This window comes from Roseibium sp. RKSG952 (assembly GCF_009711355.1).
Genome location: NZ_SMMF01000924.1, coordinates 41,574 through 64,958 on the forward strand (window position 1 = coordinate 41,574; position 23,385 = coordinate 64,958).

At 59.6% G+C, this 23,385-nt stretch carries 23 protein-coding genes; 16 read left to right on the forward strand and 7 right to left on the reverse strand.

All coding sequences use genetic code 11. From position 1 onward, the window contains the following. Position 1: 1 nt before the first annotated feature. A complete protein-coding gene (locus E1297_RS22640) occupies positions 2-1,303 on the reverse strand; it encodes a ferredoxin:protochlorophyllide reductase (ATP-dependent) subunit N (RefSeq protein ID WP_155142526.1) in 1,302 nt (433 codons plus the stop codon). Next, the gene (gene bchF / locus E1297_RS22645; RefSeq protein WP_155142528.1) at positions 1,300-1,800 is read right to left on the reverse strand and encodes a 2-vinyl bacteriochlorophyllide hydratase; all 501 of its coding nucleotides are present in this window, start codon (positions 1,798-1,800) and stop codon (positions 1,300-1,302) included. The genes E1297_RS22640 and bchF overlap by 4 nt, the downstream gene beginning before the upstream one ends. Before the next feature lie 253 nt (positions 1,801-2,053). Here bchF and E1297_RS22650 point away from each other — a divergent pair, with 253 nt between their 5' ends. The 6 genes from E1297_RS22650 (at position 2,054) to E1297_RS22675 (ending at position 8,380) form a co-directional block, all read left to right on the forward strand. After that, positions 2,054-2,920, forward strand: a complete 867-nt coding sequence (locus tag E1297_RS22650; RefSeq protein ID WP_155142530.1) for a hypothetical protein — start codon at positions 2,054-2,056, stop codon at positions 2,918-2,920. Positions 2,921-2,947: 27 nt separating this feature from the next. Continuing rightward, complete coding sequence (gene ppsR, locus E1297_RS22655) at positions 2,948-4,396, forward strand: transcriptional regulator PpsR (RefSeq protein ID WP_155142532.1); 1,449 nt, start codon at positions 2,948-2,950, stop codon at positions 4,394-4,396. Between the two features lie 67 nt (positions 4,397-4,463). Further along, positions 4,464-5,363 carry a chlorophyll synthase ChlG gene (gene chlG, locus E1297_RS22660; protein ID WP_155142534.1) on the forward strand — a complete coding sequence of 300 codons (900 nt, stop codon included), beginning with the start codon at positions 4,464-4,466 and terminating at the stop codon, positions 5,361-5,363. 95 nt (positions 5,364-5,458) lie between these two features. Next, positions 5,459-6,814 (forward strand): BCD family MFS transporter, encoded by a 1,356-nt coding sequence (locus E1297_RS22665; RefSeq protein WP_155142535.1) that lies wholly within the window; start codon positions 5,459-5,461, stop codon positions 6,812-6,814. Positions 6,815-6,818: 4 nt separating this feature from the next. After that, on the forward strand, positions 6,819-8,012 hold the full coding sequence (locus E1297_RS22670) for a geranylgeranyl diphosphate reductase (RefSeq protein WP_155142537.1): 1,194 nt from the start codon (positions 6,819-6,821) through the stop codon (positions 8,010-8,012). Between the two features lie 5 nt (positions 8,013-8,017). Next, complete coding sequence (locus tag E1297_RS22675) at positions 8,018-8,380, forward strand: hypothetical protein (RefSeq protein WP_155142539.1); 363 nt, start codon at positions 8,018-8,020, stop codon at positions 8,378-8,380. On the opposite strand, the gene E1297_RS22680 is transcribed toward E1297_RS22675, so the two are convergent. The 5 genes from E1297_RS22680 to E1297_RS22700 form a co-directional block, all read right to left on the reverse strand. Further along, on the reverse strand, positions 8,302-8,757 hold the full coding sequence (locus E1297_RS22680; protein WP_155142541.1) for a TspO/MBR family protein: 456 nt from the start codon (positions 8,755-8,757) through the stop codon (positions 8,302-8,304). The genes E1297_RS22675 and E1297_RS22680 overlap by 79 nt on opposite strands. Positions 8,758-8,988: 231 nt before the next feature. Beyond that, on the reverse strand, positions 8,989-9,660 hold the full coding sequence (locus E1297_RS22685; RefSeq protein ID WP_155142544.1) for a DsbA family protein: 672 nt from the start codon (positions 9,658-9,660) through the stop codon (positions 8,989-8,991). Positions 9,661-9,681: 21 nt separating this feature from the next. After that, positions 9,682-11,577: a monovalent cation:proton antiporter-2 (CPA2) family protein gene (locus E1297_RS22690; protein ID WP_155142546.1), complete on the reverse strand. Its 1,896-nt coding sequence runs from the start codon at positions 11,575-11,577 to the stop codon at positions 9,682-9,684. Then, complete coding sequence (locus E1297_RS22695; protein WP_209015937.1) at positions 11,577-12,194, reverse strand: NAD(P)H-dependent oxidoreductase; 618 nt, start codon at positions 12,192-12,194, stop codon at positions 11,577-11,579. The genes E1297_RS22690 and E1297_RS22695 overlap by 1 nt, the downstream gene beginning before the upstream one ends. A gap of 277 nt (positions 12,195-12,471) precedes the next feature. Then, positions 12,472-13,083, reverse strand: a complete 612-nt coding sequence (locus tag E1297_RS22700; RefSeq protein ID WP_155142549.1) for an NAD(P)H-dependent oxidoreductase — start codon at positions 13,081-13,083, stop codon at positions 12,472-12,474. Between the two features lie 121 nt (positions 13,084-13,204). Here E1297_RS22700 and E1297_RS22705 point away from each other — a divergent pair, with 121 nt between their 5' ends. The 10 genes from E1297_RS22705 (at position 13,205) to E1297_RS50820 (ending at position 22,863) form a co-directional block, all read left to right on the forward strand. Then, complete coding sequence (locus E1297_RS22705; RefSeq protein WP_155142550.1) at positions 13,205-13,570, forward strand: helix-turn-helix domain-containing protein; 366 nt, start codon at positions 13,205-13,207, stop codon at positions 13,568-13,570. 83 nt (positions 13,571-13,653) lie between these two features. Beyond that, entirely contained in the window at positions 13,654-14,457 is an 804-nt protein-coding gene (iolB, locus tag E1297_RS22710; RefSeq protein ID WP_155142552.1) for a 5-deoxy-glucuronate isomerase, read from the forward strand. A gap of 248 nt (positions 14,458-14,705) precedes the next feature. Then, positions 14,706-16,073 carry a V-type ATP synthase subunit B gene (locus E1297_RS22715; protein WP_155142554.1) on the forward strand — a complete coding sequence of 456 codons (1,368 nt, stop codon included), beginning with the start codon at positions 14,706-14,708 and terminating at the stop codon, positions 16,071-16,073. Next, positions 16,073-16,696 (forward strand): V-type ATP synthase subunit D, encoded by a 624-nt coding sequence (locus E1297_RS22720; RefSeq protein WP_155142555.1) that lies wholly within the window; start codon positions 16,073-16,075, stop codon positions 16,694-16,696. The genes E1297_RS22715 and E1297_RS22720 overlap by 1 nt, the downstream gene beginning before the upstream one ends. Further along, positions 16,693-18,486 (forward strand): V-type ATP synthase subunit I, encoded by a 1,794-nt coding sequence (locus E1297_RS22725; RefSeq protein WP_155142557.1) that lies wholly within the window; start codon positions 16,693-16,695, stop codon positions 18,484-18,486. The genes E1297_RS22720 and E1297_RS22725 overlap by 4 nt, the downstream gene beginning before the upstream one ends. Then, complete coding sequence (locus E1297_RS22730) at positions 18,483-18,932, forward strand: ATP synthase subunit C (protein ID WP_209015938.1); 450 nt, start codon at positions 18,483-18,485, stop codon at positions 18,930-18,932. The genes E1297_RS22725 and E1297_RS22730 overlap by 4 nt, the downstream gene beginning before the upstream one ends. Positions 18,933-18,956: 24 nt before the next feature. Further along, positions 18,957-19,652 carry a hypothetical protein gene (locus E1297_RS22735; RefSeq protein WP_155142561.1) on the forward strand — a complete coding sequence of 232 codons (696 nt, stop codon included), beginning with the start codon at positions 18,957-18,959 and terminating at the stop codon, positions 19,650-19,652. A 22-nt stretch (positions 19,653-19,674) separates the two neighbouring features. Next, complete coding sequence (locus tag E1297_RS22740) at positions 19,675-20,397, forward strand: DUF2764 family protein (RefSeq protein WP_155142563.1); 723 nt, start codon at positions 19,675-19,677, stop codon at positions 20,395-20,397. Further along, positions 20,394-22,235, forward strand: a complete 1,842-nt coding sequence (locus E1297_RS22745; protein WP_155142565.1) for a V-type ATP synthase subunit A — start codon at positions 20,394-20,396, stop codon at positions 22,233-22,235. The genes E1297_RS22740 and E1297_RS22745 overlap by 4 nt, the downstream gene beginning before the upstream one ends. Before the next feature lie 499 nt (positions 22,236-22,734). After that, positions 22,735-22,863: a hypothetical protein gene (locus tag E1297_RS50820; RefSeq protein ID WP_256372761.1), complete on the forward strand. Its 129-nt coding sequence runs from the start codon at positions 22,735-22,737 to the stop codon at positions 22,861-22,863. Positions 22,864-23,385: the final 522 nt, after the last annotated feature.

Sequence of the window (23,385 nt, forward strand, 5' to 3'; positions counted from 1 at the left end):
CTCAGGCCTCCACCTTCAACAGCGCCCGTCGGCGCAAGGGACGGGCGAAGAGCTCGGCCAGATCGCCTGCCTGCTCGTAGCCCTGGATCGGGGTGAAGACGAATTCGATCGACCACTTGGTAGTGAAGCCTTCGACCTCGAAGGGATTGGCAAGGCCCATGCCGCAGACAATCAGGTCCGGGCGGGCGGCCCGCGCCCGGTCGATTTGCCGGTCGACATGCTGGCCCTCGGACAGGTGCACGGTCCCGGCCAGCGCGTCCAGTTCGCAGCTCATATGGTCGCGGTGGAGATAGGGCGTGCCGACCTCGATGATCTCCGCGCCCATTTCATTTTGCAGGAAACGGGCGAGGGCCGGTTCCATCTGGCTGTCGGGAAAGAAGAACACCCGTCGCCCGTCAAGGTCTTTGCGGCAATGAGCCAATGCCTGACGGGCCCGCTGGCGGCCCGGCTGTGTGATTGCCTCGAACCGCGCCTTGCCGACCGAAAAATGCGCCGCAATCGCAGACAGCCATTGGGTGGTTCCGTCTTCCCCAAACGGAAACGGCGCCGTGATCTGCCGCGCTCCGCGCCGGGTCAACGCCTTGGCGGTGTCATTGGCAAAGGGCTGGGCCAGAATGAAAGAGGTCCCGGGGCCGACCGGCGGCAAGGCCGAGCTCGACCGGGACGGCAAAAAGGAAATATTTGTCAGCCCGAAGCCTTGCAGGATCCGGGTAAACTGGTCCTCAACCACATCGGCGAGCGAGCCGACAACAATCAGGGAGGGGGCCGCGTCCGGCTGCTCTTCGGGGAGATCGTCCACGAGAGCGGTCAGGAAAGCATCCTCGCCTTGTGTGAAGGTCGTCTCGATCCCGCTGCCCGAATAGGCCATGACCCGGCAGTCCGGTGCATAATGACGGTTCAGCCGCAGGGCCGCCCGGTCAAGATCCAGCTTGATCACTTCCGAAGGACAGGACCCGACAAGCACCAGCATCCTGATGTCCGGGCGGCGTTCGATGAGCTGCGCGACGATCCGGTCAAGCTCTTCATTGACATCGGCAAGGCCCGCCAGATCCCGCTCCCCGATGATCGCCGTTGCAAAGCGCGGTTCGGCGAAGATCATCACACCGGCTGCCGACTGCATCAGATGGGCGCAAGTCCGCGACCCGACGATCAGGAAAAACGCATCCTGCATCTTGCGATGCAGCCAGATAATGGAAGTCAGCCCGCAAAACACCTCGTGCTGGCCACGCTCGCGCAAGACCGGACGTGATTTGGCGGCTGATCTGGAAAACGGCTGTTTGATGGTGTCGAGAACGGTTGTCATCGCGCCGCCTCCATCGCCGGAGCGGCTGCAAGCTGGCCGCCTTGCTTGCGGGCGAGCCGGAGCTTCCAGAGGAACTGCGCGGCATTGACGACATAGGCGGCATAGGCGGCCAGCGCGATCCAGAGTGTCAATTCAGGTTGACGCCCGAGCAGATAGGCCGCCAGATACCAGGTGTGCAGTGCCAGGACGAGCATGGAGAACACGTCTTCCCAGAAGAACGGCTTCGCGAAAAGGTAGACCCCGAAGACTTCCCGTTCCCAGATCGAGCCCGTCACCATGATCGTGTAAAGGAGAAAGGTTTTCACGATCACAGAGACTTGGGCCGCAAACATCCCCTCACCTGTGCGCATGCTCCAGACAATCAGACCGAGGCTGACCAGAAAGACCAGGAATTGCAGAGGTGCCAGGATGCCTTGAACCATTGTCCAAGAGGAGGCATCGCGGCGCCGCCGCTGGTCCGGGGTATAAAGTGTCTGGATTTGCACCTTGTGTTGCATGTGACTGGCGCCGTGCACGCCGCCTCCCTCGCCTTGACTGTCAAAGAGGATAGGCACAGCCGGATAAAAGTGTCAACTTTGATTGACGTCCATAAATATTTACAAAGGTATTGTCATCGGGCATTCTGACGCCAGGACAGTGACAGCATGAAATTTCGCCCTTTTGCCGCTCCGAAGATGGCGTCGATTTGAAAGGCCGAGCACTCTGCAAGCATATGTGCCCGTCGTCTGTCCCAACACGGGAGGGAGCGGCATGAACGACTATCAGGACTGTGGTTCTGAAATTGCGGAGAGCCTTCCCGAGATAGACGAACCTTTTTCCAATCATCTGAATCGGGATTTACGCGACTCGCTTCATGGAACGCTGGTCAACACGTTCACCCGGCCGGATTTCCAAAAGCGGCTGCTTGGTTGCCGGGTATTTTCAGGTCCTTCCGAAATCGCAAGCGGCGAGGCCGCCTTCACGCTGCTGTGTACCCGGGTCCTGAAAAGCCTGACGGACGGGCCGGAACTGGATATTGCCAGAGCCATTGTGGCGTTTTCCGACGATCCGCATTGTCAGCTGGCCGCCCTGCAAACCGTTACCCGCAGCCTTGGCGAAGCGTGGTGCAGTGATTCGACGAATTTTGCTTCCCTGACTGCAGCAGTCTCCCGGCTGCATCTGGCATTGAACGTGAATTCCTGTGCACTTCAGGCCCAATCGGTCGGCACGGACTGCCCTTCGATCCGGTTTGTTTTACCGAAGGGCGAGACGCATCGGTTTGCCACCGCCTTGGTTGAAGAACACTTCCGCATCAGGGGATGGCACACTCATGTCCAGTATTCATGCAACCGGCATGAACTTAAAAAGGTTTTGGCATTCGACAGGCCAAGCGTTATCTGTCTGTCTTGGTCCGATTCGCGGCTGAAGCCCTCGGTCAACGACTTGTTGGAATTCCTGAGCGAACATCGTCCAGAAAACACACTCTTTATTGCAGGCGGCCCCGCATCTGTCGCAAAAATGGGCTGGCTTTTTAAACGTGGTGTTGACAATGTATTCTCGGATACATACTTGGCACGGGAGTGTGCCGAGATGCATGTCGCTCTGATAACAAAGCAAATTGGCGGGCAAAAAATCTAGCGTCCTAAAAATTCAAGGAGTGGCTGGATGATGCCTGATGGTAAGATGGAAAAACAACCGTCAAAACCGACGCATTGTCTGTTCCGCCAGTCGGAAGAGATTTTCGGCAATTTGCCGGCACACGTCGCAATGACTCTCGCCGCCCATGGCGCGGACCTGACCCTTCTGGTTTCTCCGGAAGGGTACATTCTGGATGCTGCCTACGGCGATCCGGCCCTTGATGCCTACGCCCCTCAGTCCTGGGCCGGGAAACCGCTGAAAGAGGTTGTCACACAAGAATGCCTCGACAAGGTCGATGCCTTGTTTGACGAGTGCTTCAAGCACAATGCCAGCCGACCGCATCAGATCAATCATGCCAGGACCGGCGGACCGGACTTACCCGTTGAATACACGCTGGTGCGTATCGACGGGTTTCCAGCCCTTCTTGCGCTCGGAAAAGACCTGAGACGCTTTGCCGAAATCCAGCAGCAGCTGATGCGCGCGCAGTTCGAGCTGGAGCGCGAATACCGCCGGATCCGTGAAACCGAAGCCCGCTACCGGGTCATCTTTCACAAGATGGAATGGCCCGTGCTTGTTCTGGATGGGGATCAGCGCAAGGTTCTCGATGCCAACACGGCTGCGGCCTCGGCGCTTCAGACAAAGCCCGCGAAACTGACTGGCGAAACCCTGGCCGCACTTGTCGACCGCAATGACCGCGACACGGTTCTGGACGCGCTGGCGTCTGCCCGCGAGAAAGGCACCGGACGGAAGGTCCATGCGCATCTGAATGCCATTCCCGAGCCCTTTTCCCTTCACGTGGATCCCTTCCGCGAAAGTGGAAAGATCAATTATCTTCTGTCCCTGTCCCAAAGTGACAGCAGCCTTGCGGCGTCCGGCACATCCCATATTGCGGCCGAGTGGATCGACACCATCCCCGAAGCGGTTGTGATCCTTGACGACCGCGGCATCGTTCTTGCGGTCAACGACCGGTTCCTGGATCTCGTCCACATCCTGAACAAGACCCAACTGGCCGGGCGCAATGCAAACAACTGGATCGGCGCATCAAATGTCGACATGCAGGTCCTGCTCGCCCGCCTTCAGGAGGAAGGCGAGGTCAACAATTTCATGTCGGTGCTGCGCGATGCCCTGGGCGATTCCCGGCAAATCCGGATCAATGCGGTCCGTGATCTGAATGGCGGCGAAACAACCACTGTCCTGCTCCTGAGCGAACAGGTGGCCCGCGAAACCCAGCTGCGTGTCCATGCAACGGACCGCACGGCAGAAACCTCCGATTTTGCGGAACTGATCGGCCGGGTGCCCTTGAAGGAACTGATCCGCGAATCGGTGGATGTGATCGAAAAACTGTGTATCGAAGCCGCCCTCCGGCAAACAGAAAACAATCGGGCTTCAGCCGCCGATCTGCTCGGCCTGAGCCGGCAGAGCCTCTATATCAAACTGAAGCGTCACAGGCTGGAAGATTTCGACGGCACGGCGTAATTGTAAATCCAAATTTACACTGTCAGTTTTGATTGACACTCCTGCCTTGACCTCCTAGGCTCAAGGCATGGTTGAGCAATCCGTCAGCGCTTCAGAACGCGTTGTGCCGGCACCCGGCGCCGTGCTTGCGTTGCTGAAACCCATTACATGGTTCCCGCCCATGTGGGCCTATGCCTGCGGCGCGATTTCCGTTGGCGTGGCCAGTGGCCGCTGGCCGGATGTGGCCCTCGGGGTCCTGCTGGCCGGTCCGCTCCTGTGCGGCACCAGCCAGGCGATCAACGACTGGTTTGACCGCCACGTCGACGCCATCAACGAGCCGCACCGGGTGATCCCTTCCGGGCGCATGCCCGGCCGTTGGGGGCTCTGGATTTCACTGATCGGATCCGTTCTGTCCCTGGGCGTGGCGGCGGTTCTGGGGCCATGGGTGTTTCTGGCCGCCTGCCTCGGACTTACCTTTGCCTGGGGCTACAGCATGCCCCCCTTCCGGTTCAAGCAGAACGGCTGGATCGGCAATGGCGCTGTCGGATTTTCCTATGAAACGCTGCCCTGGATCACGGCGGCCTGCGCAAGCCTCGGCGCACTTGCCCCGCCGCACGTGCTCGCCGTCGCGTTTTTCTATGGCCTTGGAGCCCACGGCATCATGACCATCAATGATTTCAAGGCAATCGAAGGCGACAGGCAAATGGGTGTCGCCTCACTGCCGGTCCAGCTCGGGACGAGGCGGGCAGCTCTTGTCACCGGGATGGTCATGATCGGCGCGCAGATCGGTGTCATCATCTGCCTCGCCGTCTGGGGGCTGATTTTGGCCGCTGTGAGCGTTGCGGCCTTAAGCCTTCTGCAGGCAATTGCCCTGCCCCGTTTTCTGAATGATCCGGCCGGCAAGGCCGTCTGGTACTCCGGGCTCGGTGTCGGTCTCTATGTCACCGGCATGATGGTGGCGGCCTTCGCACTCAGGGGGCTCTGGTGACCTGTATCTTCCAAATCACAGCGTCCGCGGGATCAAGATAGCCAAGGCAGGCAACGGGAGCAGTCCGCAACACAAACCCGGGAGGAGAGAACGCCATGCAACGCATAATCCCCGGTCAAACCGCCCAGGGTCTCTCCTGGTTGGCGATCATGCGTCTCGGTTTGGTGCAGGCGGCGCTTGGATCAATCATTGTGCTGACCACCTCCACCCTGAACCGGGTGATGATGGTGGAACTTTCTCTTGCGGCGAGCATTCCGGGCCTGCTTGTCGGCCTGCATTACGGCGTTCAGATCTCGCGTCCGGTCTGGGGACACAAGTCCGACACGGGCGGCAGACGGACACTCTGGATCATCGGTGGCATGACCGTGCTTGCACTTGCCGGTACAGGAGCCGCCGCATCCACTCTTCTGTTCGAAACCCGTTTTGCCCTGGGGCTGGCTGCGGCCGTGGCAGCGTTTGTGTTTATCGGTTTCGGCGTCGGTGCGGCCGGAACATCCTTGCTGGCATTGCTTGCCAGCAAGACCGCACCGGCCCGCCGCGCGGCGGCCGCCACAATTGTCTGGATGATGATGATTGCAGGGATTGTCGTGACCGCGATCGTCTCGGGATTGCTGATGGATCCCTTCAGTTTTACAAGGCTCATCGCCATCACAGCGGCGACCGGGGTACTGTCAGTTCTTTTAACGACAATTGCCGTCTGGCGCATCGAGAAAGCCCAAGACACCCAAGCAAAGCCTGCCCCCCAGCCGCAACGGTTCTTGATCAGCCTGAAGGCGGTCTGGAAAGATGGCGAGGCCCGCCTGTTTACGGTATTCGTGTTCGTCTCGATGCTGGCCTACAGCACCCAGGATCTCATTCTGGAACCGTTTGGCGGCTTCTTGTTCGGGTTGTCTCCCGGTGAAACCACCACGATGTCCGGCACACAGCATGGAGGCGTTTTGCTCGGCATGGCGCTTGTGGGCATTCTCGGCAGTCTTTTGGCCCACCGGAAGAGCCAGATCCTCAAGCACTTCACGTTTCTCGGCTGCATCGGGTCTGCCCTTGCGCTGGCAGCCCTTTCAACTGCGGCGATCTTCGCCCCGGACTGGCCACTGGCTGCAAACATTTTCCTTCTTGGTCTGGCCAATGGCGTCTTTGCGGTTGCCGCGATCGGCACGATGATGACCCTTGCCGGTGACAATGGCGGCAAACAGGCGGGGATCCGGATGGGGGTCTGGGGCGCGGCCCAGGCCCTGTCTTTCGGCATCGGCGGATTGATGGGAACCGTTCTTCTGGACGCAGCCCGGTTCATGACCGGTGACACCGCAAAGGCCTTTTTCGCCGTCTTCAGTTTTGAAGCCACGCTTTTCGTGGCCTCGGCACTGATTGCGATCCGGCTCAGGACCGCTTCCCAGGCGCAAGGCCAGTCCAGCGCCTTCATCCCGCATCCCGTTCCAGACGCGGCGGAGTAGATCCATGCACCAGACCGATTACGATGTGATTGTCATAGGCGGTGGCCCGGCAGGTGCCACGGCAGCGGAGAAGCTCGCAAAAGCAGGTGCCCGCACCCTGCTTGTCGATCGCGAAGGCCGCATCAAGCCTTGCGGCGGTGCCATTCCGTCGATTGCCATGCGCGACTTCGACATCGCCCCGGCCCAGATCAAGGCACGCGTGAAACGGGCCCGCATGACCGGCCCCTCCGGACATCAGGTCGGCATGGAAATCGGTGATATCGGCTATGTCGGCATGGTCGACCGGGAGGAATTCGACCCCTATTTGCGCCGCCGCGCGCAAGACGCGGGTGCAGCGTTCCGCAAGGCGGTGTTCAAGTCCCTTGAACACCGGCCCGACCGCACGATTTCCGCCGCCCTCCAGCTGGCATCATCAGGCGCAACCGAAACGGTCTCCACCCGTCTGGTGATCGGGGCCGACGGCGCGAACTCGCAGGTCCGAAAGGCTGTGTTCGGGCCGAACAAAAAGCCGCCTTACGTGTTCGCCTATCACGAGATCGTCGAATCGCCGGAAGAGATCGACCCGGACTTTTTCGAACCCGCACGTTGTGAGGTGATCTATGACGGGACCGTGTCGCCGGATTTCTATGGCTGGGTGTTTCCGCATGGGGCCCAAACCAGCATCGGCACCGGCTCGGCCGTCAAGGGCCATAGTCTGAAAGAGGCCACAAGGGTTTTGCGCGGCCGGTTCCAGCTCGGTGACAGCCGGACCATCCGCTGCGAAGGGGCGCCGCTGCCGCTCAAGCCGATGCGCCGCTGGGACGACGGCAAGAACGTGGTGCTGATCGGCGACGCGGCGGGCGTTGTCGCCCCCTCCTCGGGCGAGGGCATCTACTATGCCATGCACACCGGCGATCTCGCCGCCCAGGAAGCGCTCGGCTTTCTGCAGACGGGCCGGGCCAGACATCTGTCAGCTGTGCGAAAACGGTTCATGAAGGGCCATGGCCGGGTGTTCTTCATTCTCGGGCTCTTGCAGTATTTCTGGTACGGCTCGGACAAACGGCGCGAGCAGTTCGTTGCCATGTGCCGGGATCCGGATATCCAGCGGCTGACCTGGGAATCCTATCTGAACAAGAAGCTGGTTCGAAAAGACCCCATGGCGCACTTAAGAGTGGCGCTCAAGGATGCCGGGCAGCTTCTCGGCCTCACAGCGCGGTAACGGCCATGTCCCTGCTGGTTGAAGCGGCTGTTTCGGGCCCCCTCGCCCTGATCGGATGCGTGGTCCTTATTGTGGAAGCCGCGGCGATTGCGTTGTTTCGACATCATATCCAACAGCCAATCCGGCTGCTTGCGACCATTGCGGCCGGGTTCGGGCTTTTGGCCGCCTTGTACAGCTATCAGACCGGGCTTCCGGGCTGGATGGTCACGATTTTTCTGGGAGGCGCTTTCCTCGCGCATATTCTGGACATGCGCCAGAGGCTTCTACCGGTCAACTCGGGCAAGCCGCCTCAATCGGCGACTTCTTCCGGGTTCAAACGCCAGACCGAAAGGTTCAAGAGCGCGGCCACCGATACCCACAAGGCATAAGGCACAAACAGCAGAGCTGCGGCCACTGAAATTTGCCATGCGGCGAAGATGTAGACAATGATCGCGAGAAGCATGGCGCAGGCATCGGCAAAGGCCACATCCATGCGCCGCAATCCGAAAAACAGCCAGGACCAGGCCGCGTTCAGGATCAGCTGCACACCCCAAAGGACCAGCGCCGCCCCCCAGCCCGCAGAGGACCAGACCAGCCAGCCCGACACCGCAATCATCACGTAAAGGATCGTCCAGACCACCGGAAAGGCCCAGTTCGGCGGCGTCCAGGACGGCCGTTTCAGGGACTGGTACCACGGCCCCGGCTTGAATACGGCACCGGACAACGCAGTGATGAATACAAGTGCCGCAAACACGAACCCGGCCATCCCGGCTCCTTTCAAGAAACTATCCCTTCCAAATATGCGCTTTGGCCCAAGCCCTTCAAGGCATATTTCTGCAAACCGCGCTTCGACCAGGCATCACCTGCGACAAGTCTTGTTCGTCCGGAAGGGTTTACCGGAGCCCGCCATCAAGATGCACCATCCCGTACCTTGCGTAATTCTGGCGGGCCAAACCGGACATTGATGCTCCTGGAACGCGGGCCTTTCGTCAGCACGTCAGGCAGCCTTACCCGATGCCAGCTGGCGCAGAATGGCGACGTAATTGTCGGTTCCTTGTGCGCCGGTCACCAAGTGCTGGCGGTCAAAGATCACGGCAGGCACGCCCTGGATCCCGTTTGACGTCCAAAATGCCTCTTCCTTGCGCACCTCGTCGGCAAACCGTCCGTCTTCCAGAACCGCGAGAGCTTCTGCACGGTCCAGTCCGAGGCTCCCGGCCGCATCGGCCAGAACCTGGAGGTCATTGAGGTTTTCCCGGCGGGCGAAAAAGGCCTCGAACAGAGCCATTTCCGCATGATGCTCCTTGCCCTGACGTCCGGCCCATCGGATCAGCTGATGCGCCCGGAAGGTGTTCACCATCCGCATGTCATCAGCATAGTTGAATGTGAAACCGACCTCTTCGCCAATGGCTGTCAGGCGATCCCGGGCCTTGCGCGACTCTTCCGGCGCCGTGCCGTATTTCGCCGCGAGATGTTCGCGCAGGTTTTCGCCCTCTTCCGCCATATGCGGGTTGAGCTCGAACGGATGCCACCGGATTGACGCGGACGTGGCCGTGATCCGGAGTGCTTTTTCCAGTTGGCGGAAGCCGATGATGCACCAGGGGCAAACGACATCGGACACAATATCGATTTGCAGAACCGGCCCCTCGTCAGGCGTTTGCATGTCACTCATGGAAATCTCCTGCCAGCTGGCTTAAAGGGTAGCGTCACTTTTCGGGGGCGGTGTCCAGCTCCGTTCTTCCCGGTCATCACGTTCGTCGCGTTCGGCCTTCATGATATCGAACAAGGTGTCCGAATGCGCCCGCATGGCATCAATGTAGGACTTGTCGACACCTCCGTCGTTGAAGTTCTCGCGCAAGTCGTCAAGCATCTCGAAGTCGTGCTTCTGGAACCGGCGGGTTTTCGTCAGCGCCCGGAACGGATGGACCCCGAGTTCCACCATGGCCCGTTTTCCAAGCGCCAGCGCACTTTCGAACACCTCGCGTTCTGCGACATGCGCGCCTGCATTTTCCAGCTCGTAGATGTGATGCCGGTCGCGGGCCCGGGCCAGAATCTTCACCCTTGGATAGGTCTTGGCGACATGTTCGACAATCATGGTCTGTTTTTCGCGGTCATCGACCGCGGCAATGAACAAGTCCGCGCTGTCCAGTCCCGCGCTGTGCAGAAGATCTGGCCGGGTGGCATCACCATAAAACGCCCGCATCCCGACCCGGCCGACATTTTCGACCGTTTGCGGATCATGGTCCAGAATGACGACTTCATAGCCGTTCGTGAGCAAGAGGCGCGAAATCACCTGACCGAAACGGCCCATGCCGGCAACCACAACCCGGCCCTTCTCGTCAATGGAGTCCGGTTCCCGGTCCGAACCGGAAAGCGCCCGTGGGGCAATCACCCGCTCGTATAGAATGAAAAGCGCCGGGGTCAGGATCATCGATATCGCAACCACCAGGGTCAGCGTCTTCACCAGTTCGGGATCAAGAACACTGGTCTGCGTTGCGATGCCGAACAACACGAATGCGAACTCCCCGGCCTGGGCCAGCCCGAGCGCGAACAGCCACCGGTTCGCGCCCCTGAGACCGAACAGGGCACCAAGAGCGAACAGCACCAGGAACTTGACCAGGATCAGGCCGACCGCCAGTGCGAAAATGGTTCCGGGCGCACCAAACAGGAGACCGAAGTCGATCCCCGCCCCAACGGTGAGAAAAAACAGGCCGAGAAGTAGACCCTTGAACGGCTCGATGTCGCTTTCCAGCTCGTGCCGGTATTCACTGTCGGACAGGACGACACCGGCAAGAAACGTCCCGAGTGCTGCCGACAGACCGACCATATCCATCAGCAAAGCCGTCCCGACCACCAGCAGCAAGGCAGCGGCAGTGAAAATCTCGCGCATCCGGGCTTCGGCGATGAAACGGAATATCGGCCGCATCAAATGGCGGCCAGCGGCGATGATCGCGATAATTACCGCAAAAACGACAATCGCCTGCATCCAGCCGGGCAAGGACGCAAGATAGTCATGGGCATGGTCAACCATACTTTCGCCATGCCCGGACCCCGCCCCGGCAGGATTTTCCCCGGCGCTGGCCGGTGCAAGCAGGGGAAGGACCGCAAGCATCGGAATGACCGCGATGTCCTGTGTCAGCAGCACGGAAAACGACCCCTGGCCGCCGCTTGTCTTCATCCAGCCCTTTTCATTGAGGGTTTGCAGGACAATTGCCGTCGACGACAAGGCGAGGATCATGCCGAGCGTGACCGATGTCTGCCAGGAATATCCAAAAAGGAGACCCGCCCCTGCAAAGACGGCTGTGGTGCCGATGACCTGCAGACCGCCCAGTCCGATCAGCTGCTGGCGCATGCGCCAAAGCACGGCAGGCTGAAGCTCGAGGCCGACGAGAAACAGCATCATCACAACGCCAAATTCGGCAAAATGCATCACGTCCTCGGTATCCTGCCCGACAATGCCGAGCACCGGACCGATCATGACGCCGGCGATCAGATAGCCAAGCACCGACCCAAGGCCAAGACGGTTTGCAATCGGAACCGCGATCACCGCAGCCGCAAGATAGACAAAGGCATCGACAAGAAGACCCATTACGCCACCTCTGCGGGAAGAATGAACTTCGAAAGATCTGCGCCAAGATAAGGCGCTTTTGCGGCCTTCCGGAGATCAAGACGGTCCGCAACGAGCGCTTTCAGAAGGTCGTCATAGGCATTCAGATGCACGTCCAGCCGGTTTTCTTCAAGCGCCCGTCCGGCACCAAAGACCGCGAACGGCGCAAGATACCGCATGCCGCACAAATCCGCCGTTTTCTCAAACGGGGCCAGCAGGCTGCGCAGGGCAGCGTGATTCATGCCGTGTTCGGTATAGGCATCGGACTTGGCCCCCATGGTCACGACATTCATGAAGCTCTTGCCTTCAAGCGCATGACCTTTCAGGCCATAGGCGAAGTTGTGCTCCAGAACCAGATCCTGCCATTCCTTCATGATGGCAGGCGCTGAGTACCAGTAAAGCGGATGCTGGAAGATGACGGCATCATTTTCGGCGAGACGTTTTTGTTCGGTGTCGACATCGATCGCAAAGTCCGGATAGTCCGCATAAAGGTCGACGGCGGTCACACCGCGCACCGACTTCGCAAGCTCGAACATCGGCACATTGATCTCCGACCGGTCAGGCCGCGGATGCGCAAACAAAACAAGGACTTTTGCCAAATCCAGCCTCCCAATCACCGCCGAACACAGTGTCCGGGCCACCGCAGGTGCGGCCCGGCTGCCATAAACCCACCAGAACGTTATAGCTGATTGAAAAGCTGCGGCAATTCGTCAGACGTGTTTCACACGGCTGCGGCATCGGGGTGGTTAGTGCCTACTGCTCGTTCTTCGCAAAAGGGTCGCTTAACAAAAAGGTCAGCACCCCGGGGACGCCCGCCTCTTCAGGAAAGATGACGGGCCTGTAGCCATTCCTGTCGCAGCGGAACAGATATGAATGTCAGGCTGCGGCGTGGCTGCTCTTCGCGCCAAATACAAAGTTCAAGTGCGCGTCGAACCGCTTGAAATCGCTTTCGACATCAGCATTCTTCATAACATCGTAGGCCGCAAAGGTCGGCAGCTTTTCCATCGCGAAAAAGCGGGCATTCATGTGCAGCGGGAACATCAGGTCATCAACGCTCGCGCCTTCAAACAGGAACTCTTTCGGATCGTCGAACGCTTCTTTTGGAGCATTATACGTCAGGGACAACATGTACTTGGTGCCCTTCAATTTTCCGCCTGCTCCGTAGTTTTCCTTCGGTGCCCCGGCCGACCGGCCGTCGCCTTCGCAAAGACGCCCGTCAATGCCAGCGGTCCAGACCAGATCCTGGTATTTCTTGAAACTCCAGGGAACGCCCATCCAGTTGACCGGAAACTGCATGATCACGATATCTGCCCAAAGATGGTTCCCGATTTCGGTTTCGATGTCATAGTCCTTGGCCGTTTCCGTGACCCGGACCGTATCGCCACGGTTTTCGAAAAAGACCTTCATCCGCGCAACAAGGGAGGCATTCAGCTTGCCTTCGGAAAAGGAATAGGGATGGTGTCCATTGAGGATGAATACGTTTGCCATTTGGTCTTCGCCTTCCAGTTTCGCCGTTTGCAGCTGCGTCCGGCTTGATTTCGAGACACAGATGGGCAATTAAGGAACCATCGTCAACCAGTATACTTTTTGTAACCACCCGGGAGGACACATGCCGGAAGGCGTAGAGACCGTTGGAAAGCGGCGTATTGCACTTGATCCTTGTAGTGAGCCCTGTCCGATTGAGCGGGGCATGCGGATACTGGGCGGCAAATGGACCGGGTCAATCCTTTGGCATCTCAAGGATGGTCCGATCCGATTTAACGATCTCGCCCGGATGGTCGACGGCGCCAGCAAAAAAATGATCACGGACAGGTTGCGGCATCTGGAAGACTGCGGCCTGGTGTCGCGCACGGTTCGCAACACCTCCCCGGTCTCGGTCGAATACGAAATCACAGAATTGGGACGGACTGCACTCGGTGTGCTGGATGAATTGCGCGAATGGGCTGAAAACCTGCCTTTAAGCGAACCAGCCTGACCGCAATCAGGCTGGTTCAAGAGTTCAACCAAAGCGATTTCGGACCGGTACGCGACCCGCGGCTACATCTGAGGAGTGTTACAATGGCAAATCTGTTGGTCAAACCAAAGGGCAAAAGCGGCAAGGTGCATGACATCACGCCGGAAAGTGCCGGTTGGGGGTATGTCGGGTTCGGTCTTTATCATCTGAAGGCCGGCGAAACCGCCTCTGAAGAAACCGGTGACCGCGAAGTCATTCTGGTGCTCGTGGAAGGCAAGGCGGAAATCGGTGCGGCGGAACAGAATTTCGGCGAGCTGGGCGAGCGCATGAGCGTATTCGAGCGCAAGAAACCGCATTGTGTCTATGTACCCAATGGCACCAGCTGGTGCGCAGCCGCGACAACCGATTGCGTGCTGGCAGTCTGTTCCGCACCGGGCAAGGGCAATCACAAGGCTCAGGTGATCGCGAATATCGGGTTCGAGGAACGCGGCACCGGCGCCAACACCCGCTTTATCCATCCGATTGCGATGGAAGACCGCGATATTGCCGACAGCCTTTTGGTCACCGAAGTCTACACCCCGCAGGGCAACTGGTCCTCCTACCCGCCGCACCGGCATGACGAGGACAACTATCCCGAGATGACCTATCTTGAAGAAACCTATTATCACCGGCTTGATCCCGCGCAAGGGTTCGGCTTTCAGCGGGTTTTCACCGAAGACGGCGAACTGGATGAAACCATGGCGGTCTCGGATGGCGATGTCGTGCTGGTTCCCAAGGGGCACCACCCGTGTGGAGCGCCCTACGGCTACGACATGTACTACCTCAATGTCATGGCCGGCCCTTTACGCAAATGGCGTTTCAAGAACCATCCGGATCACGACTGGATTTTTCAGCGGGACTCCCGCTGACCCGGCTGGCGTGAACAGGGGCTTCGGCCCCATTTTTCTTGCGCACCTGTTCGGATCTGCCCACGCGCATCCGTAAAAGGCGCATTGCCTTCATCTCCCTGCAACACTGGTCACGCCACATAAGGAAAGCTACGAATTTCGATTTGCGCGGTGCACACATAGTCTGGACATTGCACCATCTGGTTGCCTACCATTTGCCACAAGCGGCATTGTTTTATTTAATTTTCGAGACCTGAGGGGAATGGCGGATGCTTGTATCCCACACACGGATTGTCGACATTGTCGGCGATATCATCCGTATCCGCGTTGCCGCAGACCGAAGCTCGAATGAAGGCCGTCCGTGCCTTGGCGACCTTGCCATCGTGGACTCCGGCGACGGCACCTCCTCGCTCGCACAAGTGATCAACATCGATCAGGACATGGTCTCGCTGCAGGTCAATTCCGGCACCAAGGGCCTTGCCAACAATTCCGCCGTGAGGTTTCTCGGTGAAGCCGCGAAGGTCACCTTCTCGGAAAACATTCTCGGCCGGGTGTTCGACGGTGCAGGCCACCCGATCGACCGGGGTCCGAACCTTGACAGCGATCCGACGGTGCCGATCGGCGGCCCGTCCGCCAATCCGATGAAACGCGTTCTGGCTTCGCGCATGATCCGCACGGATGTGCCGATGATCGACGTGTTCAATTGTCTGGTCGAAAGCCAGAAGATCCCGATCTTTTCCGTTTCCGGCGAACCCTACAACCAGTTTCTGGCCCGGATCGGCATCCAGGCCGACGCGGATGTGGTGGTGTTCGGCGGGCTCGGGCTGATCTTCGACGATTACGCCTATTTCCGGAAGCGGTTCGAGGATGCGGGCGTGTTTCCACGCACCATCATGTTCGTGAACCAGGCCTCCGATCCCGTGGTCGAACGGCTTCAAGTCCCGGACATGGCGCTGGCGGTCGCCGAGAAATTCGCAGTCGAGGACGGCAAGCGCGTGCTCGTGCTGATGACCGACATGACCGCCTTTGCCGACGCCATGAAGGAAGTCTCAATCGCCATGGAACGGGTGCCGGCCAACCGCGGCTATCCCGGCGATCTCTATTCCCAGCTTGCCCGCCGCTATGAAAAGGCTTGCGACTTCAAGGGCTCCGGGTCGGTCACCATTCTGACGGTCACGACCATGCCCGGCAATGACGTCACCCACCCGGTGCCCGACAACACCGGCTACATCACGGAAGGCCAGTTCTATCTTCATTCGGGCGTGATTGATCCGTTCGGGTCGCTGTCGCGGCTCAAGCAGCACGTGATCGGGAAGGTGACACGGGAAGACCACAGCCAGATCATGAACACCATGATCCGGTTCTATTCCGGCGCGCGGGACGCGGAGCAGAAACAGTCGATGGCGTTTGAATTGTCCGACTACGACCATCAGCTTTTGAAATTCGGCGGCCTGTTCCGCGAGCGCTTCATGGATATCGAGGTTGGCTTGCCCCTCGAAGAAGCGCTCGACCTGTGCTGGCAGACACTGGCGGAATGTTTCGAACCGGGCCAGCTTCTCATGAAACAGAACCTGATCGACAAATACTATCCCGGCAATGCCCACCCCAAGGCCGATGAGAGCGGGGAAGCTGCCTGATGGCGAAGCTCGCGCTCAACAAGTCGTCGCTTGCCCGCGAAACCGGCCATTTGGCGGAGTACAACCGCTTTCTGCCGTCTCTGGAATTGAAGCGGCTGCAGATCGTGGCGGAACGGGCCAAGGCCAAGACGCTCGTCGCCAAACTGGACGTGGATTACAAGAAACGGTTTGCGGAGATCGCAAACGGGATCCCGATGCTCTCCAATCAACAGGTGCCGCTGGACGATCTGGTCAAGATCAAGGACGTCGAGATCGGCGAGCAGAACCTGTCCGGAACCCGCCTTCCCGTGGTGTCCAATGTCGAGATTGATGTCGAACCCTATTCGCTCATGGGCCGGCCACATTGGGTAGACCCGGTCGTCAAGGGGCTTCAGGAGCTGATCAGGCTCGACATGGAACGCCGTGTCGCCCATGACCGCGTTCACAAGCTGGTCGAGGCCGAGGCGGTGATTTCGCGCCGGGTGAACCTGTTTGAAAAAGTTCTGATCCCTCAGGCACAACGCAACATCAAGAAGATCCGCATGGCGCTGGCAGATGCCGAACGCGACGCCGTGGTGCGGGCCAAGATTTCCAAGCGCAAGACTGCGGCCCGTGCCGCCGAGCAGAGGATGGCCGACCTATGACCATCGTTCCGCTCAAGAAAGTCAGCCTGCTGGGCATTCTCGACGACAAGGAAGCCGTACTTGAGGCCGTGCAATCCTTCGGCAACTTGCATCTGATCCCGCTGACATCGGCTCAAAAGGAACTCGAAGCTGTCCCGAGCGGCACCGGTCAGGATGCCGTCAAGGCCCTGCGATGGTTGCTCGATTGTCCTGACCCTAGGCGCCCGGTGACCCGGAACGGCCATTTCGATCTGCAGGACGTCGTCCACAAGGCAAAGGCGAACCGGCGGAAAATGCGGGAGACGGAAGACCATCTGGCCTTTCTGCAGAAGCGGATTGCCGCGGTCCGGCCCTGGGGCGAGTTCTCGTTCACCGGCCTGTCCGAGGTCGGCGATTACCGGTTGTGGTTCTACATCGTCCCGACTGCGAAACTGGACCAGATCGACCGTGAGACGATGACCTGCGAGATCGTCCACGAAGACCGTTATCGTGCCTATGTCGTGGTTTTGTCGCCCGACGAACCGGCCGCGGACGCCATGCCGGTCCCGCGCAGTCATATCGGCGAAAAGTCTCTCTCGGATCTCGAGCACGAGCTTGAAGACACGGAAGTTGCTCTGGAAGGATTGCAGCTTGCCCGGCGGTCCCTGACCAAATGGCGGGTGCTGTTGGCAGAAAATCTTGCCGCCGCCCGCGATTCCGCGGCCCGGCAACGCGCCGCCCTGGAAACAGCCGATGATGAGCGGATTTTCGTGCTTCAGGCCTGGGCCCCCGCCGATCAGGTGGAAGCGGTCGAGGCATTGGCCGCCGAGCTGAAAATTGCCGTGCAGGTGGAGGATCCGGCGGAGGACGAAACCCCGCCGACGCTTCTCGACAATCCGAAACAACTCGCCGCCGGCGAGGATCTTGTCGAATTCTACCAGACGCCGGGCTACCGGGACTGGGATCCGTCGATCATCGTCTACATCTCCTTCGTGCTGTTCTTCGGGATGATCATGACCGATGTCGGCTACGGCCTGTTGCTGATGGCGGTGCTTTATTGGTACCGGAGCAGGTTTCAGGGGTCGGCAACCGGCCGCCGCCTTTACCGGATGGCGATGTGGTTGATGGCATCGACCGCCTTTTTCGGCGTGATTACCGGCAGCTATTTCGGCTGGGTGCCGCCGGACAACAGTTTCCTCGGTCATTTGCGGATCATGAATCTCAACGAGATCGAGACCATGATGAAGCTCAACATCACGATCGGCGTTGCACATGTGGTGATCGCGAACCTCGTGAGGGCGCATCACATGCGGGCCTGGCATGACCGGATCCAACCGCTCGGCTGGTCGCTGGTCGCCCTTGGCGGGCTTGCAACCTATCTGGGCGCCGGAACCGTGATTGCCAGTATCGGCCCGGTGGCCATCATTCTCGGGCTTCTGGGGATCGGCTTTTTCGCGAGCAACCGCAAGGTTGACTCCCTCGCCTCTGCCGGGTTGCGGGTCTTCGACGGCTTCACGGCTCTGGCGCGCGTGGTCAACATGTTCTCCGATATCCTGAGCTACATGCGGCTTTTCGCGCTCGGGCTTGCGGCTGCCTCCCTGTCGGAGACGATCAACAGCCTGTCCGGGCAGATTGCAGGTGCTGTGCCCGGTCTCGGTCTGGTGTTTGCGCTGCTCGTCCTGCTGATCGGGCACGGCATCAATATCGGCCTGAGCATTATTGCAGGCTGCGTGCACGGCCTGCGCTTGAATGTGATTGAATTTTTCAACTGGGCTTTGACGGACGAGGGCAAACCCTTCCGTCCATTCAAGAAAGAGGAGACAGGCCTGTGAACGAATTCGTACTGGCCCTTGGATGGTTCGGCCTTTACGCGCCGGTGGCACTAGGTGCAATCGGCAGCGCCTGGGGATGCGCTCTTGGCGGCAGTGCCGCCATTGGCGCCATGCTCGATTCCGATGGCGGCTATGGCCGTTTCATCGGTGCGTCTCTGATGCCCTCCTCTCAGGTGATCTACGGCATTGTGATCATGTTCTCCCTGCAGCGGGACACCATGAATGCCGATGTGGGGGCCGCCATGTTCGGCATCGGCGTCCTGTCGGGCTCGGCCATGCTGTTCACCGGCATTCGCCAGGGCGAAGTGCTTGCCTCGGCCATTCACGCCTCCAAGGCCAAACCGGAGATCTTCGGCGTGTCGCTGGCACCTGCTGCCGTTCTGGAAGGCTTTTCGGTGTTTGCACTGGTGTTCGCGCTGGTTCTGGCCGGCAATATCGGCACCTGAGGGGTTTGGCGGGAGAACAACGTCATGGCGAACCATGAGGACAAGGAAAGATCGGCGGCCGGAGCCGGTGTGCAGGCCCTGATTGATCGGCTGAAAAGCGAGGGTGTTGCTGCGGGTCAGGATCAGGCCGACGCGATCCTGAAAAAGGCGCGCGAGGAAGCGCAGGCCATCAAGCACGAGGCCGAAACCCGCGCCAAGGCCATTCTGGACAAGGCCAACCGGGAGGCTGCCGAGGAAAAGGCCGCCACTCAGGACGGACTGAAAATCGCGGCACGGGACATGGTCCTGTCGCTGCGCAACGAACTTGACGGCAGGATACAGGACGAGGCCGCCCGCCTGATCGGCGTCACCCTGTCGGACGAGGGTTTTCTGCAAAAGCTGATCCTGTCCATCGCAGGACGGGCCAAGGAAAATGCCGGGATCACCGGCAACGACAAGCTTGAAATCGTCCTGCCCGAGCGTGCCCTGACATTCGAGGAGCTCAAGCAGTCTCCGGAAAAGGTCGAGCCGGGCACGCTGACCCATTTTGCCGTCACGCTTGCCAATGACGTCCTGCGCGAAGGCGTGACCTTCCAGACGGAACCCGGCCTGCGGGGCATCCGGATCAAACTGACGGACAAGAATGTCTCCATCGACATGACCGAGGAAGCGGTTGCCGAACTGTTGAAAGCCCATCTGCAACCCCGCCTCAGGGCCATCATGGAAGGGGTGTTGCGCTAGGGCTTCCGGCGCACCGGTCATCATGTCAGATCGCTACCGCTACATCACCCTGATCTCGAGCCTGCCGCATCTCGGGCGTCTGTTCAGCCAGAAGGATGTTCCGATTTCCGAGTTCCGGCTGCGCGAACGCATGAAGATGCTGGACAGCGGTCATCAGGATCTGTTGAACCGGGTGATCGAGGTAACGGCCTGGGCCGGAGTTGCGAAACTCCACACGGACGAAGAGGTTGTCCGGCTTGCCGATGCCGTAATTCGCGAACTCGGCACCTCTCCGGTGCTTCAGGAACTGGTTCTTGTGCGCATGGAGACCCGCACGATCATCGCCGCCCTGAGACGGCGCCTTGCCGGAAATGCCGGTCCCGGAGACATCGCCCGATGGGGCTATGGCCGCTGGCGGCGGCAAATTGCCGAAAACTGGACCGACCCGTCTTTCGGCCTGGGTCATTTCATTCCGTGGATCGCCGAGGCCGACCGGCTGATGCGTTCCGGTGATCACATCGCGATGGAACGCCTGACACTGACCCAGGTGTTCCGCCAACTGGATCGCGAAGGCGCGACCCACACTTTCGACTTCGAGGCGGTTGTAATCTACGTGCTGCGCTGGACCATCGTTGCCCGTTGGGCAACCTACAACGCCGAAACGGCGTCCGAGCGTCTGCGCGGCCTGATCGACAGCGCCCTTCAAACCGCTCCCGACCTACCCGGACCGCCTGTCGGCGGAACCCAGCAGGAGGCTCATGCATGACCACCCACGTTCAGCTTCCCGAACCGACCGCGGAAATCGTTGCCGTTCAGGACGATCTGGTCACGATTGCCCCGCTCGGCGATCACCCGCTGATCAAGAACGAGGTGGTCTATATCATCCCCCACGGGCCGGAACGCGAGGGCAAACCAACCGAATATCTCAAGGCAGAGGTGCTGCGCGTGCGGGGCACCTCGGCCGAGGCACAGGTGTTCGAGAGCACACAGGGCGTGCGCATCGGCGACAAGGTGATCCAGAGCGGGGAGATGCTCAGCGTCGCGCTTGGACCCGGCCTGTTGAGCACGGTTTTTGACGGTCTGCAAAACCCGCTCGCCGACATTGCCGCAGACCACGGGTTTTTCCTGCCGCGCGGCGTGTTGACCAATCCGCTCGACACCAGCCGGAAATGGGCATTCAGCCCCAAGGTCAAATCCGGAGACACCGTGTCGGCAGGCGACGTGATCGGCACCGTTCCCGAAGGCCGGTTCGAGCACAAGATCATGGCCCCGTTCTCGCTCAACGGCACCTGGTCGGTCGAGCGTATCCGCGAAGGCACCTTCACAATCAACGAGGTGGTGGCAACGATCACCGGCAAGTCCGGCCAGACCCGCGACCTGACGCTGGTCCAGCAATGGCCGGTCCGGCGCGCAATCCCGGACCGGCTGGTCTCCGCCGGAAAGGCCGAGCGGCTCTACCCGAGCGAGCCGCTGGTCACGACCATCCGGCTGATCGACACGTTCTTCCCGATTGCGCGCGGCGGAATGGGCTGCATTCCCGGCCCGTTCGGAGCGGGCAAGACGGTGCTGCAATCGCTGATCTCGCGGTTTTCGGCCGTCAACATCGTGATCGTGGTGGCTTGCGGCGAGCGCGCGGGCGAAGTGGTGGAGACCATCACCGAGTTTCCGCAACAGCCCGACCCCTCCGGCGACGGCACGCTGATGGACCGCACGGTGATCATCTGCAACACCTCTTCCATGCCGGTCGCAGCCCGCGAAGCCTCGATCTACACCGGCATCACCTTCGGCGAATATTACCGGCAGATGGGCTACGACGTTTTGCTGATCGCCGATTCCACGTCCCGCTGGGCACAGGCCATGCGCGAGACTTCCGGGCGCCTTGAGGAGATCCCGGGCGAGGAAGCCTTTCCCGCCTATCTTGATTCCTCGATCAAGGGGATCTACGAGCGCGCCGGGGTGATCCGCACCGGCGGCGGCACCGGCAGTCTCACAATGATCGGCACCGTGTCCCCGGCAGGCGGCAATTTCGAGGAACCGGTCACACAGGCCACGCTCGGCACGGTAAAGACCTTCCTCGGGCTTTCTGCCGAGCGGGCCTACAAACGGTTTTACCCGGCAGTCGATCCGCTGTTGTCCTGGTCGCGCTATCACGCCCAGCTTGGCGACTGGTACCGGGAAAACATCGGAACCGACTGGGTGGCCCGCGTCGACGAGATGGTCGAATTGCTCGGGCGCGGCGATGAAATCACCCGCATGATGCAGGTGACCGGCGAGGAAGGCATTTCCATCGAGGATTTCATCACCCAGCAAAAGGCCCTGTTTCTCGACATGGTCTATCTGCAGCAGGATGCGTTCGACGATGTCGACGTGTCCGCCCCGCTCGACCGGCAACAGGAGACCTTTGGGATCGTCTACCGCGTCGCACGGGAAGATTTCGGGTTCGAGACCAAGGATGCGGCCCGGAAATTCTTCACCGACCTGACGTCTCTGTTCAAGAACCTCAACTATGCGGCGGAAGGATCACAGGAGCGCGAAGGCTTGAAAAAGCAGGTCGAAGACCTGATCGCCTCCGCGCCGCGCACGATTGACAAGGCCACGGGCTGACATGTGGCGCGTGTAGTCCGATTTTCGGCTGCAGTGGGCTTTGGTTGGAATAATGCGCGAAATGCAACACCATGTAAGCTGTTCAAACTAGAGCTGCGTTTTTTCAGGGCAGGCCTCCAGAATCATCGTCGCGCAGGTTAGGCCATTTTGCAGTCCCCTCGACCGTCATCCCGGACAAGCGTTAGCGCGATCCGGGTTCGGAGACCCCGGATAAAACCTTCCGGTTTGCCCCTGACGACAACCGGGAAAATGCAGTGACGTATCCCATTGCGGAAGAGGACATTTTGAAGATCGGGCTGCGGGTCCGCTACAAGAACGTTTGCAGCCCCAGCCGAATGCCGGGGCAATGCTCCACGTTCCCATTCATAAGGGACCGCTGTCGCCGCCCGGCTCTTCTGCGCCGGGGATCACTTGATTGCACAGGCGCGGCCGGTTTACCGTGAGTTTGGTCATGTAGCCCCGTGGTCATGATCTCAACCGGCAGTCAGCGAGGGAAATCATGGAATTTGCGCTTTCCGGACTTGGCTATCTAACGCTCGTCGTCCTCTTGGCCGGGCTGTCTTTGGGCACAGTACACTGGATCAGACGCAAGTCGTCCCGGGCTCCCGACAAGCAGGACATGTCCTAATCGAGACACTGACACGAAAAACTGCCCCGGAAACCGATGGGGTAACCGGGGCAGCCGATGAAAAAGAACAGCTCTGAATACGTTTAAAATATAGCCGAATACGAAATTCCCTTTTTGTGTAATTCGGTCATCTCATCTCTTGCCTTCGAAAGGGCCGTCTCGAAGAAGGACGAGCATGATCTGGCAGCCATCAACGGTAATCGGCCGCATGAGTCGTGAACGATAGGGCGATTGCTTTTTCGGTTTTCATCTGCGCCTTGATTTCGAACCGGTGTCCCTGACATTCCCGACCGGGGCTGGATCTTCATCGAAGGCTTTCCACTTCTTATTGACACTGACACCGTTACATGACCGTGACTCCGCGGCCGTGATCGTGATCACAGTTTGTTGGAAGTGCCGGACTGTTTGCAAAGGGGACCTCTGCATATCGCGTATCTGTGCAGCTGAACGCCGCAATTCGGCCCAGTATCATCTGTTGGGATGAAGATAAATTGTTCACGGAACGCCTTTCAAGGCGGTTTC

Bases quoted from the DNA above. Each gene is read 5' to 3' on its own strand.
- E1297_RS22640 (WP_155142526.1), bottom strand. From the start codon at position 1,303: ATGACAACCGTTCTCGACACCATCAAACAGCCGTTTTCCAGATCAGCC.
- bchF (WP_155142528.1), bottom strand. From the start codon at position 1,800: ATGCAACACAAGGTGCAAATCCAGACACTTTATACCCCGGACCAGCGG.
- E1297_RS22650 (WP_155142530.1), top strand. From the start codon at position 2,054: ATGAACGACTATCAGGACTGTGGTTCTGAAATTGCGGAGAGCCTTCCC.
- ppsR (WP_155142532.1), top strand. From the start codon at position 2,948: ATGATGCCTGATGGTAAGATGGAAAAACAACCGTCAAAACCGACGCAT.
- chlG (WP_155142534.1), top strand. From the start codon at position 4,464: ATGGTTGAGCAATCCGTCAGCGCTTCAGAACGCGTTGTGCCGGCACCC.
- E1297_RS22665 (WP_155142535.1), top strand. From the start codon at position 5,459: ATGCAACGCATAATCCCCGGTCAAACCGCCCAGGGTCTCTCCTGGTTG.
- E1297_RS22670 (WP_155142537.1), top strand. From the start codon at position 6,819: ATGCACCAGACCGATTACGATGTGATTGTCATAGGCGGTGGCCCGGCA.
- E1297_RS22675 (WP_155142539.1), top strand. From the start codon at position 8,018: ATGTCCCTGCTGGTTGAAGCGGCTGTTTCGGGCCCCCTCGCCCTGATC.
- E1297_RS22680 (WP_155142541.1), bottom strand. From the start codon at position 8,757: ATGGCCGGGTTCGTGTTTGCGGCACTTGTATTCATCACTGCGTTGTCC.
- E1297_RS22685 (WP_155142544.1), bottom strand. From the start codon at position 9,660: ATGAGTGACATGCAAACGCCTGACGAGGGGCCGGTTCTGCAAATCGAT.
- E1297_RS22690 (WP_155142546.1), bottom strand. From the start codon at position 11,577: ATGGGTCTTCTTGTCGATGCCTTTGTCTATCTTGCGGCTGCGGTGATC.
- E1297_RS22700 (WP_155142549.1), bottom strand. From the start codon at position 13,083: ATGGCAAACGTATTCATCCTCAATGGACACCATCCCTATTCCTTTTCC.
- E1297_RS22705 (WP_155142550.1), top strand. From the start codon at position 13,205: ATGCCGGAAGGCGTAGAGACCGTTGGAAAGCGGCGTATTGCACTTGAT.
- iolB (WP_155142552.1), top strand. From the start codon at position 13,654: ATGGCAAATCTGTTGGTCAAACCAAAGGGCAAAAGCGGCAAGGTGCAT.
- E1297_RS22715 (WP_155142554.1), top strand. From the start codon at position 14,706: ATGCTTGTATCCCACACACGGATTGTCGACATTGTCGGCGATATCATC.
- E1297_RS22720 (WP_155142555.1), top strand. From the start codon at position 16,073: ATGGCGAAGCTCGCGCTCAACAAGTCGTCGCTTGCCCGCGAAACCGGC.
- E1297_RS22725 (WP_155142557.1), top strand. From the start codon at position 16,693: ATGACCATCGTTCCGCTCAAGAAAGTCAGCCTGCTGGGCATTCTCGAC.
- E1297_RS22735 (WP_155142561.1), top strand. From the start codon at position 18,957: ATGGCGAACCATGAGGACAAGGAAAGATCGGCGGCCGGAGCCGGTGTG.
- E1297_RS22740 (WP_155142563.1), top strand. From the start codon at position 19,675: ATGTCAGATCGCTACCGCTACATCACCCTGATCTCGAGCCTGCCGCAT.
- E1297_RS22745 (WP_155142565.1), top strand. From the start codon at position 20,394: ATGACCACCCACGTTCAGCTTCCCGAACCGACCGCGGAAATCGTTGCC.
- E1297_RS50820 (WP_256372761.1), top strand. From the start codon at position 22,735: ATGGAATTTGCGCTTTCCGGACTTGGCTATCTAACGCTCGTCGTCCTC.